The sequence below is a fragment of the Legionella sp. PATHC032 genome (genome assembly GCF_026191185.1).
Taxonomy (GTDB): Bacteria; Pseudomonadota; Gammaproteobacteria; order Legionellales; family Legionellaceae; genus Legionella.
The window spans coordinates 2,393,883-2,411,854 of record NZ_JAPHOV010000001.1; the positions used below are offsets into that span (position 1 = coordinate 2,393,883).

The following is a 17,972-nucleotide window of genomic DNA, read 5'->3' on the forward strand; positions in this document are numbered from 1 at the left end:
GCAGATGAGAAAAGAAAGACATTATATTTTCATTTTCTCATTTCCGCTCAAACTCATCCCTTCAATCCCTTATTTTACTACTCTGTTCTTTATACAAGAGAAAGACCCCCCAGTATTTTTCAAGTATTAAATTTACAAAATGGATTTTTTTTTAACATTTAATACTTTCTTAATACTACACTTCTATAATAAACATACAATTTGAAATATTTATATACAAAGATGTGCCTGTTTGCACATTTTAGAATATCAGTTTGGGAGAAACCATAATGCCTAAATATGTCGAAGGTGTAGAACTAACTCAAGAAGGTATGCATGCTATTTTTGCACGCATGGGATACGGGGATATTACCAGCGGTAGTATTTACAATGGAGTGCCAACCATTGATGCAGTAGCCCTGAACAACCAAGGTTTCATGCCTGTGTTAACTGGGGTAGGACCACACAGAGACTCCGGACACTGGATCATGTTAATCAAAGGGCCCGGTAACCAATACTATCTCTTTGACCCACTGGGTAAAGCTTCGGGTGAAGGTTATCAAAATATTTTAGCAGCACAATTACCCATGGGATCTACCCTTTCTGTTATTCCTAATGGTTCTAATTTAAATAGGGGATTATGCGGCTATTGGGTTGCCTCTGTCGGTTTAAGAGCACAGCAGGCATTAAATCAACATAATCCCCCTACTTTGTTGAATCTGGGCCAAACCATTACCGACGAAATGCGCAATGAACTTGATCATGACGGTTATCGAAAAATTACCGGATGGTTACGAGCTGTTGCTGATGAATTTCCTCACGGTGACGAGCAATTTGATGCAAAAGCATTAAGGGAAGCTACGGAAAAAGATTTAAAGATAGAAACTCCTACCCTGATTCTTCCTGGCAAAGACACCTCTCTTAAAGAAACCCCTACGAAACCTACTGCACCACAAGTAGCTCCCAAGTATTCTTTAGACAGTAAGTTATTAGAGAGCGATGATGATGTTCTCGAAACCATAAACTATGTGCATAAAGAGTATTTAAACAAAGAATATCCTGGTCCATTAAAAAATCCAAAGGATCCAAAAGAAGGACGCATACCTCCAGACGAGCAGAGCAGGATAAATCATGGCCTTGCCCATACCGTACGCACAATGGCTTGTGCCGAAGTAATGATAGAAGAGGCTCGTAAAGCACAACTGAGAGGAGAAACTTTAGGTAAAGCAAAAAATGGCCAGACTTTGGCTGATGTAACACCAGAAGAAATGAAAAAAATTCTCATCGCACAAGCCTTTTTTGTGGTAGGAAGAGACGACGAACGCTCAGGATATGATGAATTCCACAAGAGAAACTTCTATGCGGAATATCATGAGAAAAGCGAGCAAGCTTTCAGAAAATACGTTGAAGACAACCAGCTCATTGGTAAAATCTTTAAAGATCAAAAAGAAGTCGATTTCTACGCCGCAATTATTCTCGATAAAGATCATGATTGGAAGGCTACTCCAGCACATATCCTTATACATCAAGGGCATATGGTTGATTTAATGAGAGTTAAAGCGCCTGCCGAAGTCGCATTGGAGAGCATCTACAATCAACTTAAGGATACCGTCGGTTCGAAAGGAGCCGAGGCCGTTCTTAAAGCTCATAGAGATTTTTTCTTTGCTACTGGCGCCGTTGTTCCTCTAGTAAACCCTGAAGCAATCGATGACCCCAGCAGAGGCGGACCTTATGAAAATCCCTACAATGGCGAGAAATACGTTATTGTAGAGGGTAAGGAACCAAAATCTACAAAAGACTTACCAAAACCTGTAGGTCGCAACTATCAACTGAAAGATAATGAACGATTCCTAACCATAAAGGAATATTACGCTTTCCCTGATGTGCAGCAAACCTATCCTGGTTATAAAACACGTTTGGAAGGGACTTCTTATTATCTACCAACAAGATTTGCAAGAGAATGTGAGCAAGACCCGGCAAAATGCCTGGGGGCTATCCAAAAATCCCGTTCAAAACTACAAACGGATGCCATTAAAAATGGCTTTCAATCCAGTTCTGATAAAGAGAGAAGACAACCGAATGTGGATGAAATTGTGGCTGCCCGCATCATTAAGCAAATCTTGGCCAATCCAGATTGCATCCATGATGATCATGTGCTCATCAATGGCCAAAAACTGGAAGAAAAATTCTTCCGCGATTTGTTAGCCAAATGTGAAATGGCTGTTGTAGGCTCACTGCTTAATGACACCGACATGGGAAACATCGATACTTTAATGCGACATGAGAAAGACACCGAGTTTCATTCTACCAATACAGAAGCCGTTCCGGTGAAGATTGGAGAATATTGGATTAATGACCAAAGAATTAATAACAATAGTGGCAACATCACCCAAAAGAAACACGATTTAATTTTCCTCATGCAAAATGACGCCTGGTACTTTAGCCGAGTTAATGCCATTGCGCAAAACCGGGATAAAGGATCCACTTTCAAGGAAGTGCTGATTACTACTCTAATGACGCCTTTGACGAGTAAGGCATTAGTGGACACGTCACGCGCCCCTGCTCCAAATAGACTGTTTCGTGGTCTAAGTTTTTCAGAAGAATTTACCAAAGGGTTAATTGATCAAGCGAATGCCATCATTGCTAATACAGAAAATACGCTGTTTACTGATCTTTCTGCTGAAGCCTTTAAACAAATCAAGTTAAATGATTTAAGTAAAATATCCAGCAGAACTAATGCCAGTACGACTACAAATATTAATCTTGTAACAGAAACCTGGGATTCTAATGTCATCTTTGAAATGCTTGACCCGGATGGTTTGCTGCATCCCAAGCAAGTAGGACGCCATGGGGCGGGCACTGAAAGTGAATTCTCCGTTTATTTGCCAGAAGATGTTGCCCTGGTTCCAGTCAAAGTGACCCTTGATGGGAAAACAAAAAAAGGAGAGAATCGATATGTCTTTACCTTCGTTGCCGTAAAAAGCCCAGACTTTATACCACGACATGAAGGCGGCTATGCGGTTGAACCATTTTTAAGAATGCAAACTGCCAAGTTAGCCGAAGTCAAAAGCTCTATTGAAAAAACACAGGGAGCACCGGACCTTGAGAGAATTTTCAATTTACAAAACGAAGTAGAAGCAGTGCAATATTCACATTTATCTACTGGTTACAAAAATTTTCTAAAAAATACCGTCGGCCCTGTTTTGGAAAATTGTCTTAATGGATTCATGGAGAGTGATGCGGTCGCTTTAAATAAGGCCTTAGCGGCATTTCCACCCGACGGACAATGGTCAGCCTTCAATTTTGAAGAAGCAAGGCAGGCCAAAAGACAGATGGATACCCTTAAACAAATGGTTGCAAATAAAGTAGTGCTTGACGCATTGACTCAATGCCAGGACGCGCTGGAAAAGCAAAATATCGCTGGCGCATTGGATGCACTCAAAAAAATCCCATCTGAAAAAGAGATGGGTACCATTAGAAGAGAGCTAAGAGAACAAATCCAGAACACCAGGCAAGAACTGGAATCATTGCAACGTGCCGTTGTTACTCCGGTAGTAACAGATGAAAAGAAAGTAAGAGAACGCTATGATGCCCTGATAGGAAACACATCGAAGAAAATTACTGAACTTGAAACAGGGAAATTACCCAATCTTGATGCTGTCAAGAAAGGCATATCTAACTTGAGCAATCTGAAACAAGAAGTAACCGTATTACGTAATGAAAAAATACGGATGCACAGTGGAACTGATAAAGTTAATTTTTCAGATATTGAAAAACTGGAAAACCAAATAGAGGTCATGAATACCAAATTAGCTGATGCTTATTTGCTTGAAGTAACCAAACAAGTGTCCGCGCTTGAAAATGACAAACCCAAAAATCAGTCTGAATTGAAAACAAAGATAGAAAAATTTCTTGACAGAACCGCTGATATTGAAATGTTGCGTAATGAGCGAATCAAAAAACACGGTTCATCGAAAGATCCGCTGGACCTGTCTGATTTGGATAAATTAAGCGGCAACTTACAGCGTGTTAATCAATCCCTGGTTTCGTCTTTGATAAATACCATTCGGGTTTCTATCAGTCAAATGGAAGCTAAAAATTTTCACGGACAGGAAAAGGAAGTACAAGAGAATTTTGAGTTACTCGCAAAACTCGAAAAAACATTGGATAAGTCAAAGACATCAGAAAAGCTAAGGGAGGATATACCCAAACTCAATGATTTGCTGGTTGCAAAACAAAAAGCCTATCCTCAAATGGTACAACTGCAACTCAAGAGTGAAGTCTTGATCACTCAATTACGTGAGTTATGTCAAGCTAACCATGACGATCTGGATAAAACAAGAAATGCAAGATTACGAGAATTGGATCGGCTGGACAGAGAAGCTGGAATAGGGAGAGTGGTCGGCAATCTAATCTGGGGCCTTACCAACAAAGTAGGTTTAACCACAGATGAACGGCTTGAAATCAGGACTAAACAGCAATCGCTTGCACGATTCAGGACTGAATTATTTAATGACAAGATTGATACGGATCAGCTAATCTCTAATTTGGCAAGGAAAAGACCTTCTGAACTGCAAGAAGGATTGGGAATATCTGCAGACAATGCAATGGAGTTATACATGCTCTTAACCGATTTGGAATCTAAAACAACCTCTCCAGACAAACTGGAGGATAGAGCGAAAGCAATCGATGACATCTCCACCAAGATAGGTAGAGAACCTGAGCATTTGAAATTTGTAGTGATTGACGTTGATGAAACTGATAAAAAAGCCATGAAATTTTAATTTGCTTTTATCATAACAATATAAATTCCTGATGTCGGGCCAATAAGGCCCGGCTTTTTGTTCTGGATTTAAACTAAAAGAGAATATATCCATCTACTGGGAACAAGATTTCGATTAGTTCGCATACATTTTAATTTAGACATTGATTCTTCTCCCTGGTAGCTATATCGCTCTTAAAAGAGTCACTCTGACTTTGCAAATTCAAATTTTTTACATGAGATCATTGACTTATTTAAGTCATATCTTCATCCTTTAGATCATTGCGCATTGTTGGCTTAGGTATAACTAAAGATAACTTTGAGATGAAATTGGCACAATTTCAACAGGAGTGAACTTTTTCATTAATAATGTACGAATTAATAATTTCTAAAAGCAAAGAGTTGTTATTTTTCGTTTTGTCTTTCCACATGGAGTATTGGTTATGTCGCTCTCTTCAGTAAAAAAAGTTTATAATATTTATTCTTCTTTTTATGATGTCCTTTTTGGATCTATATTTCATCAAGGCCGCTCTCTATGCGCTAATAAAGTGAATAAAAATGCTGGTCCGAATGCTTCTGTTTTGGAGCTTGGGGTTGGCACAGGATTATCTTTACCCTTTTACCGTCCCGATTTGAACATAACTGGAATTGATATTTCAGAAAAAATGTTAGAAAAGGCTGAAAAACGTATCGTTAAGAAAAAATTATCAGCCCATATTGAATTAAAAATTATGGATGCCGCTAATTTGGAATTTCCAGATAACCATTTTGATTTTGTTGTTGCCATGTATGTTGCTTCTGTTGTCCCTGATATTGATGCTTTTCTAAAAGAAATCTCGCGTGTTTGTAAACCATCAGGTGAAATAATATTTGTGAATCATTTTGCCTCTGAAAAACCTATCCTGCGTTTCCTTGAAAAAAAACTGTCGCATATTGATAATTTTGTAGGGTTTAACTCGAATTTTTCTATCCATTCTATTTTAAATTATAAAGAATTTAAATTGCTGGAAACTCAAAAAGTCAATCTTTTTGGCTATTGGAAATTATTACACTGTAAAATAAATTGAAGCTTTACAAAAATACAGATAAGAGTTTTTACTTTTGAGCCAATATCAAAGAACAATAATAAAAATGACTGCCCTTTACGTTATGCGGTTGGACAATGGTAAAACCAATTTTTTCTAACATATTCTGATATTCTGATGCTCTTTTCATTACATTGACACCAAAATCATCATGAAAAATATAACGATATTCCGAAGCAAGGCAACTTTCGTTATTATCCTCTTTATAAAACTCACAAATACCGACTAATCCATTCTTTGGTAAGGCCTGATAAGCCATTCTTAATAATTTTCTACATACCTGCTCATCCCAATCAAACAGAACTCTTGTAAATAAAATAAGATCAAACCCTACCGGAAAGGCATCTTCCTCAATAAAATCCCCCTCAATCACATGCACCCTATGGTTTAGTTTCCTCGATTCAATATTTTTTCTTGCCATCTGTGCAGACATCGGCAAATTGTAGACTGTCGCTTTTAAATGTGGATATTTTTTAACAAAAGTACAGGCCATAGTTCCATCACCACCACCCACATCCAAAAATTTATTGATCTTTTTAAAATTGATGGTTTGTAATAAACAATAGGTAGGCTGGTCAGCGGTTCTAGTCATCCAATCCTCAAGCCACTCCACTTCTTCCCGAGTTTTCGGAGGCCAGGAAACACTCGTCTTGACTTTTCCAAAACGTAATACATCGGTAAGATTCTCTTCTGCACTAACAAGCCAGGTCTTAAAAAACATTTCCATGGCGGGGAATTCTTCACTGTGTATTAACTGAATGAATTCGTCTGGTAATTGATAAGCTTGCTGCCCATTAATCTTAACTTTTACAAGAAAATGCTCCGAACTAAGAAGATGCAACCATTTCCTGGCTCTTATTGGCATTAATTGCAATTTTTCTATAATATCTTTTTCCAAAACCCATGTCTTGTTTTCAAATAAAGAAAATAAATTGACACCAAACATGGCTTCGACCAATTTAAGTCTGGTACCAGCGGCTACAAGAGAAAAATAATTTTCATAAAAATCGGCATTAGGTTTCACCTTTTTTTCTTGAGTTAAATCAGCCTCTTCCACTTTATTCTCATTTTTTTTCTGATTGGGGAAAAATTTCTGTGACCATGCCTTTATCCATGATGTTAAAGCGTTCATCCCATAATATTCATTTAAGAGTACTATTAATATGAGAATAGAACAGGACTTACGAAAAAACCCAAGGTCAAGGTAAAAAATGTTTTTAATGAGGAAAATTTAGATAAACTAAATCACTGAATTAAACACTTTTTTTAACAAAGAGATTAGAGGGAATTCGTCCTATAGAAGAGAAAGCCCCGTTAAGCCAGCCCCCTCAAATAACACAATGGTTACGATAAGTATGCAAATGCAGATATGATCCAGTGCGGTAATCCGCACTTGCTACTTTAAAAAGATGATTATCAGTCAGGCTTTTTACATGGGGCTGGCTGAAGCACCGCTTAACTCTGACTTCGCCCACTCGCTTTCTTCAATCTCATCAAGCTCCTCTTCTGAGGAAGGTTCCAGATAATTTCGTCCAATAATCTTACAAAGTTTCTTCTTATCATCTTTACATAAATAAGCAGCCAAAGCTTCAAGAGGATTATAGTCAGTAGAGTCAGTTTTAGTTTCAGATGGCCAATCATCATAAATTTTCCAATGATCAACAATAGCCATGTACAGACTGTTAATCAGATATTTAGCATTATTTAATTTCTGCAAAAGGCACTTTTCATCAATATCTCTTGGCAAAGAGAGCAATGAAAAAGCAAATCCCATCCAGCCTGTAGTTGTTGACTTGGCCTTTTTAGGTTCAACCTGAGCGAATGCCTCATAACATTGCCGAATACGAGCAATCAAATCCTCTTGATAAGGCTTATATTTCTCTGGTAATTTGGCATCAATAAATAACCACTCCAATTTTTGCAGCTTGCTTATCGCTTGTTTTACCTCATCACAATATTCTTCACTTATTTCCAGTAATTGGATCGTATCTCCAGACAACGCTTCAATTTCTTGTGGAGGTAATGTCCAATGCAATTTAACTCCCTCGTCTTGCAAATCACGATAATGTACAACCGCACCAGAAGATTTTTTATGTTCACGTAATGGTCCACTGCTATGCAAATAAATTCTTTCCAATTTACCACTGTATCTTGGTACGGTAGGATGTTTACCCTCTTCAGTAATTCGAGCAATTTGCTCTTGAGTTAATATGCCTTTTAATAAATCAACCATCAGTGATTTACAGGTATAGGATTGATTTAAAGCGGGTCCCCACAGGGTAAATGACAAATTTAACTCAAATGGTTTCAATCTTGGCTGATGGCCTTTTTGTTTTGCCTTGATTTTCTCCAAAGCAAAAATTAACGGGGAGTAATCTTCATGCTCATAAATACGGTATTTTTGTTTGCCAGCAATCCCCTGTGGTTCAACAACTTCCTTAACTGCTTGTTTCTGTTCTTCCAACATTGTTTTGCATTTCAACTGCAATAAATCAAATTTTTCCCTGGTTAACTCAAAAGTAACCCCATGTAAACCATAGCCGACATCTAAATAACGCAGTTCCTCATGCCTTAACATGCCATGATTACCCTTCAAATCAACATCCAGACCCAACTTGATTTTCAGTTTACTTAACCACGTATCACGAACAGTAGATGGGACCCCATAAAAACCCCAATTATCAACTACCTCAATCTTTCCATTGTCATCCCATTGAGATAATAAAATGCAACTATGCCAAAAAGGATTACCACTAAACTCATGATCCATTGCACAATAGGTAACTGCATATCTCATTATTTTATCCTTAAGAAGATTGATTAAAAACATCTGCATGGATAACCAGGCAAAATCCAGGGATTGATTAGCTGAGAACAGTGAATTGCTTGAAACTGACTCAAAAAATACAATCCTATGAAACTATTACAGATCCCCATATTGCCGTCAACGGCTAAACAGAGAATGAAATAATCCCTGGAAATTTCCTAATAAAATCAAATCCAACCAACCCACATCATAGTTAGCGTAAACAAATTTTTGTCTGTTAAGTCCAAAAGCAAAATTGATAAAAATATGAGGCATAGCCATCGATTTTCAATGAAGAAAAGTACATTTACTGTTTTGACAATAACTGTCTATAATGATTTAAAAGTGATTAGCAAATGGATTGACATGATTGATATGCAATACCTCCTATTAGCCCTGGCCAATAAACCAAAACGTGTTAAAAAAGGCTAAAAAATAAACGCGAATGGAAGTAAAGTACCCTAACTGAGAAGTCACAGGAGATAAAGATGTTTGCTGAACTGCCCAAAATTCAAGAACAATTTCATAACATTTTTGAATATTCCCAATCCATGACTTCTCTTTGGTTGCAATCAATTGATAAAAGCCTTGAACAAACAAATAAGGTAACACAATCTTTAATCAACTTAAATCCGCAACAGGTTTACCCTTATCCCAATATACTAAATGATGCCATTGAATATACCGTCGACTTCATGCAGAGAAGCATTCTGTTTTGGGACATCATGCGTAAACGTGGCAATCAATATCTCAAGCATGAACAAGAGGGACAACCTCCTGTTCTCATTTTTTCTTATAATATGCTCATGGATGGTAGACATTTTGAGAGACCAGTCAATTATGCATTGGTTGAAATAATTCCCTCTGAAGGCATTCAGATTGATCCTGCAAAAAGACCTTATGTAATTGTAGATCCTCGGGCTGGTCATGGTGCAGGAATCAGTGGTTTTAAAGATGAATCGCAAGTAGGACTTGCCTTAAGAGCAGGACACCCTGTTTACGTTATTATCTTTTTTCCCACTCCTGAACCCAATCAAACTCTGGTTGATGTCACGGCTGCCCACGAAAAATTTTTAAGCGAAGTAGCCTTGCGTCACCCTCAAAGCCCTAAACCTTGCTTAATTGGTAATTGTCAGGGAGGATGGGCTATTTTAACGCTTATGGCTGCTAACCAAGATGTAGCAGGTGTTGCTGTAGTCAACGGCGCTCCTCTTTCCTATTGGGGTGGAAAAAATGGAAAAAATCCCATGCGTTACATTGGAGGAATTTTGGGTGGAAGCTGGATCGCCCAAATGGCTGGTGATTTAGGTAATGGCAAATTTGACGGAGCCAACCTGGTGATGAACTTTGAAACTGCCAATCCCAAAGTGACTTACTGGAGCAAATATTACAATCTCTTTGCCAATGTTGATAAAGAAGAAACCCGATTTTTAAATTTTGAACGATGGTGGGGAGGCTTTTCTCTTTTGAATGTAAACGAAATGAGGGGGATAGTTGATAATTTGTTTATTGGTAACAAACTGGTTCATGGCAAAATCCCCTTAGGTCAATCAGGTAATAACCTGGATTTAAGAAACATTAATGTGCCTGTTATTATTTTCTGCTCAGAAGGTGACAACATTACACCACCCCAACAAGCCCTAAATTGGATCTCTGATCTTTATTCAAATACTCTGGAAATCAAATTAGATGGGCAGGTCATTGTTTATCTCATTCATAAAAGTGTTGGCCATTTAGGAATTTTCGTCTCAAGTGAAGTAGCTAAAAAAGAACATAATCAGATTATTGATTTATTAAATTACATAGAGCATTTGGCTCCGGGCTTATATGAATTAAAATTGCAAGAAATAAAGGAAACCCCCAAATCTCCCCCTCATTACATTGCTTATATTGAAGAGCGTTCTATCAACGATATCAGGAAAGGGCAGGAGAACAATATAGCGATATTCAACCTTGTTCGTATGGTATCCGAATACAATGCTATGAGTTATGACTTGTTTATGGCTCCGATAATCCGCAATATGAGTAACGAATACACAGCAGAACTGATTCGAAAATTACACCCGCTAAGACAGAACCAGTATTTACTGAGTGATATAAACCCTTTAGTGCACCCAGTATCATGGATATCACCCTTTGTTCGTCAAAATCGCATTAAAATTTCTGAAAATAATCCCTTTTTAACTCAGCAATTAAATTTTTCAAAGCTCATAAACTCACTATGGGATTTCCTCAGCTCATCTCGCGATAGTTGTGTGGAGATAATGTTTTATGCTGTTTATGGCTACATTCAATTATTAGCTCCATTTGATCCCAGAAGGGATATGATTGTTCATTCTCCTGAAAAAGATAATCAAGAAAAAATAACTCAGTCGATTATTGCTCATATTAGTGATGGAGGCGTACCAGAAGCCATTTTGCGCATATTACTATTATTAGTGAAAGTTCAGGGCTATATTATTGGCGCTAACTTACCTGATATCATACAAAAACTACGCGAATGCAATGCGCTTAAACATTTGGATAGAAATGGATTCAAACAAATTATCCATTCACAAACCATAATGATAGAGCATGATCCCGAACTTGCTTTTAATACAATACCTCACTTACTAAAATCACAAGAAGAACGCTCAATGGTAATTCAATTCATTGAAGATATATTAAAATCTTTAAAAATATCTCCTTCCGAAGAATATAAAAAGAAATTTCAAAGAATTAAAGAACTTGTACAAAACCACGTTTGATATGCGATTTCAGATTGGGCCATATTGATTCTTAATCAAGCACAAACCTAAAGATATCCTATTGAAAAATTAATCCTTTATTTTTCAGGCAAATGAAATCACCTCATCCATATCAATTGTTTATTTTGTTGACATTCTGAATATATTGTTATAAAAGCCATTTTTTCTAATTGTAGGTCAATACAATATGTCTAAAGAAATTAATATTATTTGGGTAGGACCACAACGCCTTCCCTACAAATATTTACAGCATTTAAAAAAATGGCATAATTTAAACCCAGATTATCAAATCAATTTCATCACTGATGAACATTCTTCTTCTATCCAGCTTTCAGGAATAAATACTATTCACTGGAAACAATGTTTTGACCTGACAGATGTACGACAAAAGTTTTTGCTGAAAGAAGCGGAGCGTGCTCTCCAGGAAAAAGCCTATGCCACTTTATCGAATATCGTTCGCAAAGTTAAAATTTTTAATGATGGCGGGTATTATTTTGATACTGATATCGTTCCTATAGAAAAATTACCTACAGTCACTGAAAACACTCCTTTCTTATCACAACCTAAAGCAAGTTATGGCGAAGAATTTGCCAAGCACCGTTTTGTTGTTTCCGCACTTTATGGAAGCAAGCACTCTCCTGTATTCAATGAAGCATTGACAGTCATGCATGAAACTTACCAGGTGAAATCATTGCAAGATGCCATTAAAGAAAACCCGGAGGAAGCAGACTACCTTCGCTCCTATTATTCAGCCTCCCTTATGTTATCCCGTTCTGTTAAACGACTTTATACAAATGAACAGGATTATCAAAAAATGATAGAAGATTGCCAAAATGAGTTTGGAAACTCTACTGCGTTTCAAATTATACAAGATGGTTCATGGGGAGAGGGATTAAATGCTGTTTTGATGGAAAGTAAACACCTGGCAGCAACTGCCATCCAGAGATTTTTTCGGGCGGCGCAAGCTCTGGATCAAGTGAATGCCAATCAGTCAACAACCAACACTAAACCCTCTGAAAAACCAAGACTCTTTTGAAGATAAATTGAGTAACTGGATTTAATGTATAGTTACTTGAGTTTTAAAGGACGGATTTTCTGCATACCACTGCTTGTCAGTAGCATCTACAAAATGTGTTATGAATGCCTCATAGACAAGCTGAGGCACATAGGTTGTTTGACAAGTTATTTAGAACTACAACTTAAAAAGACGCAGGTTATGCCCGGCCTATTGTTACCAGCTATTCCGACTGGCGTATAAAGCGGATTATTTTAACAAAAGCCAACATTCCGTTAAAAGTTCCGTTTCAGCTACTTCATGATCAAAATTGTAATAACAGAAGATACAGGGTAAATCTCCTAATTGTTCTGAGGTATTAGGTAACCAATCTCGATAAAGATAATAAACCACATCACCAATATTATTACGAGAACCTTTGTGTACTGTTACTGCATAACGGCCTGATGGCAGAAACTTTTCAATCACACCATCCAGTTTCAAATTTTCGGGGATCTTGATGCCAAGATCGATACGAAATTCAGATGGTGGTGTTATTTTAGGGTCATCATAAGCCAGAGCAAACGCTTCTCCGGGTCGTGGTTTAAGATTAATCGATTGAGATTTTGCCCAGGACACTAACTTGTTAATGCTTTCACCTAACAATTTAGGATCACCTTTGTGCTCAATTACAGCTAATCGTATCTTATCAATACTTTTAATATCTACTTTCATATCAATTCTACCTTGTCTAGGCAAACAATACGGTGGCTGCTCCCAATATGACCTCCCAAAACCTTGCCTAAACTGACTTGGGCTAAATCCACAAGCTTTCTTAAAAGCCCTGGAAAACGCTTCATGGGATTCAAAACCCGCATTGATTGCAATGTTAATGACGGACTGGTCTTTCTCGACAACAAGCTGATGAGCAGCGCGTTTTAAGCGTAGCCATTTAATATACTGCTGCAAAGACAAACCGGTAAATGCAGTAAATAAGCGATGAAAGTGAAATTTTGATATACAAAAAATTTCACTTAAGCTTTCGAGAGAAAGCTCTTCATCGAGATGCTTTCCAATGAAATCAATCATATTCTCCAATTTTTGTTGATATTTCACTTTCTTGTTTCCGATTATTAACTTGATTTACAGAATAAGAATATTGCTTTCTTACTGAAAATATTTGACCATTTTTGCTGATTTAATTGAGAAAAATAAACTACACTTGATTGTGATGTATGCAATTCTTTTTGCTAAATTGAGGTGGCGATTGCCATAAAAAACAATCACCATCTTTTGATGTCATTATATCTTTAATAAAATCAATTTGTTACGCATGAAAAATGCAGTCACTTATTCCTGCGCTTGAAAGCATAATAAGTAACACCCAATATCAACCCATACACAAGATGCCCAACCAATGGGGGTATGTTTTGTCTAATTCCTTCCATAGTCCATTTGGCAAACAAAGGCACCCCTGAAGCGAAATAGGGTAACACGGTCATTGGGCCGCCGACCCACATTGCAAAACCGAACAATAATCCAAGGAGAATGGCTGAGAGCCAGGAGTGCATCAACCAGTCGAGAACCAGGGCAAATGCGATCCCACTGCCAATGCTCATTGCAGCATGCACCAAAAGACCCCCTCCTTTTGTTGGCATATTAATCATACTTCCCAATGTTTCAAGCATGCCCCCCATAACTAAAAAAAAGGTAAAAACAATCCCTGCTATAATTCCTGCAATAGCGCCATGCGAAATACATCTTGAAAGATACATACCAATCTCCTTATAAAATAGATCCCCAGTTTACCATTCAAAATCATCAGTTTACTTAATAATCAACAATTAAGGTAGAAAAAAATTGATGAAGATGCCTCAAAATATTTTTGCCAACCACATCATCAACATCCTATTGTTAATCAAGACTTTTATATAATATATCGATTCAAATGTTCTTTAAATATTAGCCATTTTGAGATTAAATAAAGAAATAGATCAACCTGTTTTGAGAGCCCATCTTGGTCAATAGAAAAAAAATAATAACTACCATTTTAGGAGTTTCATGCCTTTGCTCGATACAGTGGGCAAACTCTGCGCCTGACTTGTCAAATAAGCCACACGTGAGGGAAAAAAACAAAAATCTCCTTGGCGTTTTTGTGGGTGGAAATCATGCTCAAAACGATGAGGCTTTTACCTATGGCCTGGAGTACCACCGAGTCCTTTCCATGCCTTTTGGGTTTAGTGCGGTTATTGAGCATACCCCCGTCAATGTGGAACATAATAATCAAGTGGAATTGATAGGCCTTGGAACATTAAACGTATTCAGGAACCTAACTTTTGGCATAGGCCCTGGAATTAGATATGAAAAAGATGAACCCAGCCGAATGGTTGGTCGGTTGGGGATTGGATATATCATACATTTTCCTCCGGATATAGAAATCACCCCGAATATAGACCTTGATTTTATTGAAGGTGGCGAAAAAGAGCTGGTCTTTGGTATTACTTTTGGTAAACAATTTTAGAGTAGTTTTTTTCCCGAATACCAACTATCTCTTCCGCTTTCTCTCTCTTTAAAAATTTTCTACTTGATAATCACGACTAAATAATAGCTTTTTTTAAAAGACCGGTGTAAATTTATGACTCTTTTTTCTTAAATAATGATTGATATGATTTCAATAACAACTTATTGGCAACAATTTAAAGATTGCATTGATCACCTTAGTCCATCTGTAGACAACAAAGAATACTCCAGCCAAATAGCCATCGCGAACCTTATGATTGAGATTGGCTTGACAATTGAGCAAATGTGGATTAATCAAATCCAGCAGGTAGGAGATCGATTGCACGAAAAAGCCAAATTGTTTGGGTATCAAGTCCCATTTAATACTCCAGAAAAAAAATATCAGTTTTGCTTACCCAAAATAACAAATGGTGAAACCCTGATTTTTGCTATTGTCTACTATCAACATCTTAATAACTATGAAAATGTGGAGTATCAAGGATCTATTAGTTTTTTAAGATCAAAGGTAATCCATGGTGTTAATGAAAAGAAAATTTCAACCCGTGCTCAAGCCGAAGCAATGTTGAGAGAAATTAGACAATATTGCCAAAGTCAAAATATTGACTTTAATGAATCTGAATTCATAAAGAAAAATGACGAGTCAGCAAAAGAATATACAACAAGATTATTCAAGATGTTTCGTTCTGAGAAAACCGCAAAGAGTGAACCAATCGAGTTAAAACAGCTTAACGAATCAAAAGAATTCAAGCCGTCTGATGAGCTAGCAAAACTTGAAAAATCCCTTGAAGATTCAAGAAATAAAAGAAATCAATTAATTATCAAAATAGATGCTCTTTCAAAGAAACTTGCAGACTATCATCTCCTGTCGCAAAACCACCATAAATTAAACAATGAATGGAATAACAAATGGTTTTTTACAAAATTCTTCAACTGGATCATGTCCTGGTTTTCTAATGATTCGCTTATCAAAAATTTAAAAACCAGCTATGAACAGGTCATTAAAGCTGAAAGTGAGCTGAAGCAAGAATTTCATCCCTTCGACAACGCAGATGCTTATCGGGCAGAATTAAAAAAGCAACTGGAAGAAACACACATTGAATGCGATAAAAATCAAAAGCAAATTAACGAATACCAATTGAAACAGTTAGAACAAAAACTGGAACAGAGGTTAGAACAAAAACTGCAAGAAAAACTACAAAAGGACATTGCTGCTGAACAAAAAGAACCTTCCGTTACAAAAATGCTATCAGAAATCAAACATGAAACTAATGGCAGTGACTTCTCTTCAAATTTAAATCATTATTATGGTTTCTTTAAAGAATATTTACCAAATCGAGAAACATTGGGAGCAATTGCTGTCGGTGTCGCAGCCATTGCCATTCAAAATTTGATGTAAAACCATATAGAAAATACAAGGTTCTCTCATTCAGGGATAGAGAGAACTCCCCACCTAATGCGCATAAGAAGAGGTATTATCCGGGAAGAAAATAATATTTGATTCCCGGTATTACCTTTTACCTGTTCAAGCTGCCGCGCAAGAAACATCCTGTTGTCATCAGCCCGGGATATTATTTTGCTTTCGCCAATCATGAAGTAACACCGAGCGTCGCCTTGCATAGCAGACTCCCAGGTTTTGAACATCTACAATTCTATCGGCTCTAAAATGACGAAAATCCTTTTTTAATTCGCACCAGGCAATCAAAATTCTTACCTGATCAAAATACCCAAGTCCAATTGGCCAAATCGTACGCGTTGAAACATGTCCTTTTAAGTCATGGTATTGAATAAACAATTTCAGTTCTTTTCGTATTGCCTTTCTGACTAAGGCCAGGGATTCATCTTCTCCTGAAATCACTTCGCCAGGCCCTATCAATAGACTGGATAGCTCCAATTGCTGGCGCAAATCGGCAGGAAGCACAGAAGCAATTTTAGCCAAAGCATTATGGGCAGCCTTTTGCAAGTGAGTATCCGTTTTTTTAACTACCCATCTGGAGCCTAAAACAAGAGCCTCAATTTCCTCTTCATTAAACATCAAAGGCGGTAACATAAAGCCTGGCTTTAATACATAACCTAATCCTGGTTCCCCCTCAATGTCAGCACCTTGAGCCTGTAAAGCAGCAATATCTCGATAGATGGTACGAGTACTTACACCAAGTTCGTTAGCAAGAAATCGTCCACTAAGCGGATAACGATAACGCCGCAAAATTTGTAACAGATGAAAAAGTCTCTCAGTTTTGCTCATATTGGTATTGCTCTTCATAATAAAGATTTTTGAACAGTTCACGAAAACCAATCTTTTTATAAATATTCAAACCATCTGCGGATGCTTCTAAAAAACACCAGGAAATATTGGTGTCTTTCAAAATCTGAAGTACTGATAAAATCAATTGTGTTGCATACCCTTTTTTCTGATGTTTGGGAAAAGTAGCTACGTCATCAATCCGTGCGCTGTCTCCCATAACAGTCAGCGTTAATGAGCAGACAATTTGCTCTTGAACAAACCCGGAAAAATGATAAATATCAGAAGACTTCTCAATAGCCTCCTGATGTCTTACTCTGTAAATCTGTGCAATCTCTTCAGTTGATTCAAATGCAGGGACAGTAGGTAAAATCCAAGTCTGCATCTCATTATCCATGCGCTTTATTAACAAGTCAGATTCAAGCCCGGGCATTCCAAGATCAAGAATTGACAAGTACATGGCAACTCCTTGATCAATAGATAAAAATCCTGATTGAGCAAGTACATTATCTGTTTTTGTATCAGATAAATAGTCAGGAACCATCAGCGCCCAAGGTACTGAATGAGACTCATAAAAGCGTTTGCATTGATAAATCTCTGTCCCAAGTAAATGCGATTTACCTGAATAAAACACAGGATTTAAAGTAGAAGTTGGCACTCCACTGCTACAAGCTTGCAAACCCTCCAATGATAAAAGCGTCGTACTAATCAGTGAAAAAAAATGCCGTTCTATTTTATGGAAAGATTCAATACGGCTGTTCATAAAATAAACTCATCAAAATTTCTGAGCCCGGATAAACTAAATTTTGTTCTCATAATAACACCAAAACTTGGTTTAGT

12 protein-coding genes are annotated in these 17,972 nt (G+C 37.2%); 6 read left to right on the forward strand and 6 right to left on the reverse strand.

Annotation, left to right across the window (positions count from 1 at the left end; translation table 11 throughout):
• Nucleotides 1-269 precede the first annotated feature (269 nt).
• Both OQJ02_RS10760 and pmtA read left to right on the forward strand, forming a co-directional pair.
• Nucleotides 270-4,763, forward strand: a complete 4,494-nt coding sequence (locus tag OQJ02_RS10760) for a SidE phosphodiesterase domain-containing protein (RefSeq protein ID WP_265719038.1) — start codon at nt 270-272, stop codon at nt 4,761-4,763.
• Between the two features lie 421 nt (nt 4,764-5,184).
• On the forward strand, nt 5,185-5,808 hold the full coding sequence (pmtA, locus tag OQJ02_RS10765) for a phospholipid N-methyltransferase PmtA (RefSeq protein WP_265719039.1): 624 nt from the start codon (nt 5,185-5,187) through the stop codon (nt 5,806-5,808).
• 28 nt (nt 5,809-5,836) lie between these two features.
• Here the strand turns inward: pmtA and OQJ02_RS10770 are convergent, their stop codons facing one another.
• Together OQJ02_RS10770 and OQJ02_RS10775 are read right to left on the reverse strand one after the other, a co-directional pair.
• The gene (locus tag OQJ02_RS10770; RefSeq protein WP_265719040.1) at nt 5,837-6,958 is read right to left on the reverse strand and encodes a methyltransferase; all 1,122 of its coding nucleotides are present in this window, start codon (nt 6,956-6,958) and stop codon (nt 5,837-5,839) included.
• 297 nt (nt 6,959-7,255) lie between these two features.
• The gene (locus OQJ02_RS10775; RefSeq protein WP_265719823.1) at nt 7,256-8,704 is read right to left on the reverse strand and encodes a lpg2160 family Dot/Icm T4SS effector; all 1,449 of its coding nucleotides are present in this window, start codon (nt 8,702-8,704) and stop codon (nt 7,256-7,258) included.
• Between the two features lie 416 nt (nt 8,705-9,120).
• Here OQJ02_RS10775 and OQJ02_RS10780 point away from each other — a divergent pair, with 416 nt between their 5' ends.
• Together OQJ02_RS10780 and OQJ02_RS10785 are read left to right on the forward strand one after the other, a co-directional pair.
• Nucleotides 9,121-11,379, forward strand: coding sequence for a DUF3141 domain-containing protein (locus OQJ02_RS10780; RefSeq protein WP_265719041.1), 2,259 nt, complete (start codon nt 9,121-9,123; stop codon nt 11,377-11,379).
• A gap of 187 nt (nt 11,380-11,566) precedes the next feature.
• Nucleotides 11,567-12,415, forward strand: a complete 849-nt coding sequence (locus OQJ02_RS10785; protein WP_265719042.1) for a glycosyltransferase — start codon at nt 11,567-11,569, stop codon at nt 12,413-12,415.
• A gap of 228 nt (nt 12,416-12,643) precedes the next feature.
• Here the strand turns inward: OQJ02_RS10785 and OQJ02_RS10790 are convergent, their stop codons facing one another.
• Together OQJ02_RS10790 and OQJ02_RS10795 are read right to left on the reverse strand one after the other, a co-directional pair.
• Nucleotides 12,644-13,489, reverse strand: a complete 846-nt coding sequence (locus OQJ02_RS10790; RefSeq protein WP_322783388.1) for an AraC family transcriptional regulator — start codon at nt 13,487-13,489, stop codon at nt 12,644-12,646.
• Between the two features lie 230 nt (nt 13,490-13,719).
• Nucleotides 13,720-14,148: a hypothetical protein gene (locus OQJ02_RS10795; RefSeq protein WP_011947024.1), complete on the reverse strand. Its 429-nt coding sequence runs from the start codon at nt 14,146-14,148 to the stop codon at nt 13,720-13,722.
• A 380-nt stretch (nt 14,149-14,528) separates the two neighbouring features.
• Here OQJ02_RS10795 and OQJ02_RS10800 point away from each other — a divergent pair, with 380 nt between their 5' ends.
• Nucleotides 14,529-14,894: a hypothetical protein gene (locus tag OQJ02_RS10800; protein WP_265719044.1), complete on the forward strand. Its 366-nt coding sequence runs from the start codon at nt 14,529-14,531 to the stop codon at nt 14,892-14,894.
• A 135-nt stretch (nt 14,895-15,029) separates the two neighbouring features.
• Entirely contained in the window at nt 15,030-16,289 is a 1,260-nt protein-coding gene (locus tag OQJ02_RS10805; RefSeq protein WP_265719045.1) for a hypothetical protein, read from the forward strand.
• A gap of 159 nt (nt 16,290-16,448) precedes the next feature.
• Here the strand turns inward: OQJ02_RS10805 and OQJ02_RS10810 are convergent, their stop codons facing one another.
• On the reverse strand, nt 16,449-17,135 hold the full coding sequence (locus OQJ02_RS10810; protein ID WP_265719046.1) for a helix-turn-helix transcriptional regulator: 687 nt from the start codon (nt 17,133-17,135) through the stop codon (nt 16,449-16,451).
• Nucleotides 17,122-17,895, reverse strand: a complete 774-nt coding sequence (locus OQJ02_RS10815) for a GNAT family N-acetyltransferase (RefSeq protein ID WP_265719047.1) — start codon at nt 17,893-17,895, stop codon at nt 17,122-17,124. The genes OQJ02_RS10810 and OQJ02_RS10815 overlap by 14 nt, the downstream gene beginning before the upstream one ends.
• Nucleotides 17,896-17,972 lie beyond the last annotated feature (77 nt).

Coding starts and splice junctions, on each gene's coding strand:
- OQJ02_RS10760 (WP_265719038.1), top strand. CDS start 270: ATGCCTAAATATGTCGAAGGTGTAGAACTAACTCAAGAAGGTATGCAT.
- pmtA (WP_265719039.1), top strand. CDS start 5,185: ATGTCGCTCTCTTCAGTAAAAAAAGTTTATAATATTTATTCTTCTTTT.
- OQJ02_RS10770 (WP_265719040.1), bottom strand. CDS start 6,958: ATGAACGCTTTAACATCATGGATAAAGGCATGGTCACAGAAATTTTTC.
- OQJ02_RS10780 (WP_265719041.1), top strand. CDS start 9,121: ATGTTTGCTGAACTGCCCAAAATTCAAGAACAATTTCATAACATTTTT.
- OQJ02_RS10785 (WP_265719042.1), top strand. CDS start 11,567: ATGTCTAAAGAAATTAATATTATTTGGGTAGGACCACAACGCCTTCCC.
- OQJ02_RS10795 (WP_011947024.1), bottom strand. CDS start 14,148: ATGTATCTTTCAAGATGTATTTCGCATGGCGCTATTGCAGGAATTATA.
- OQJ02_RS10805 (WP_265719045.1), top strand. CDS start 15,030: ATGATTGATATGATTTCAATAACAACTTATTGGCAACAATTTAAAGAT.
- OQJ02_RS10810 (WP_265719046.1), bottom strand. CDS start 17,135: ATGAGCAAAACTGAGAGACTTTTTCATCTGTTACAAATTTTGCGGCGT.
- OQJ02_RS10815 (WP_265719047.1), bottom strand. CDS start 17,895: ATGAACAGCCGTATTGAATCTTTCCATAAAATAGAACGGCATTTTTTT.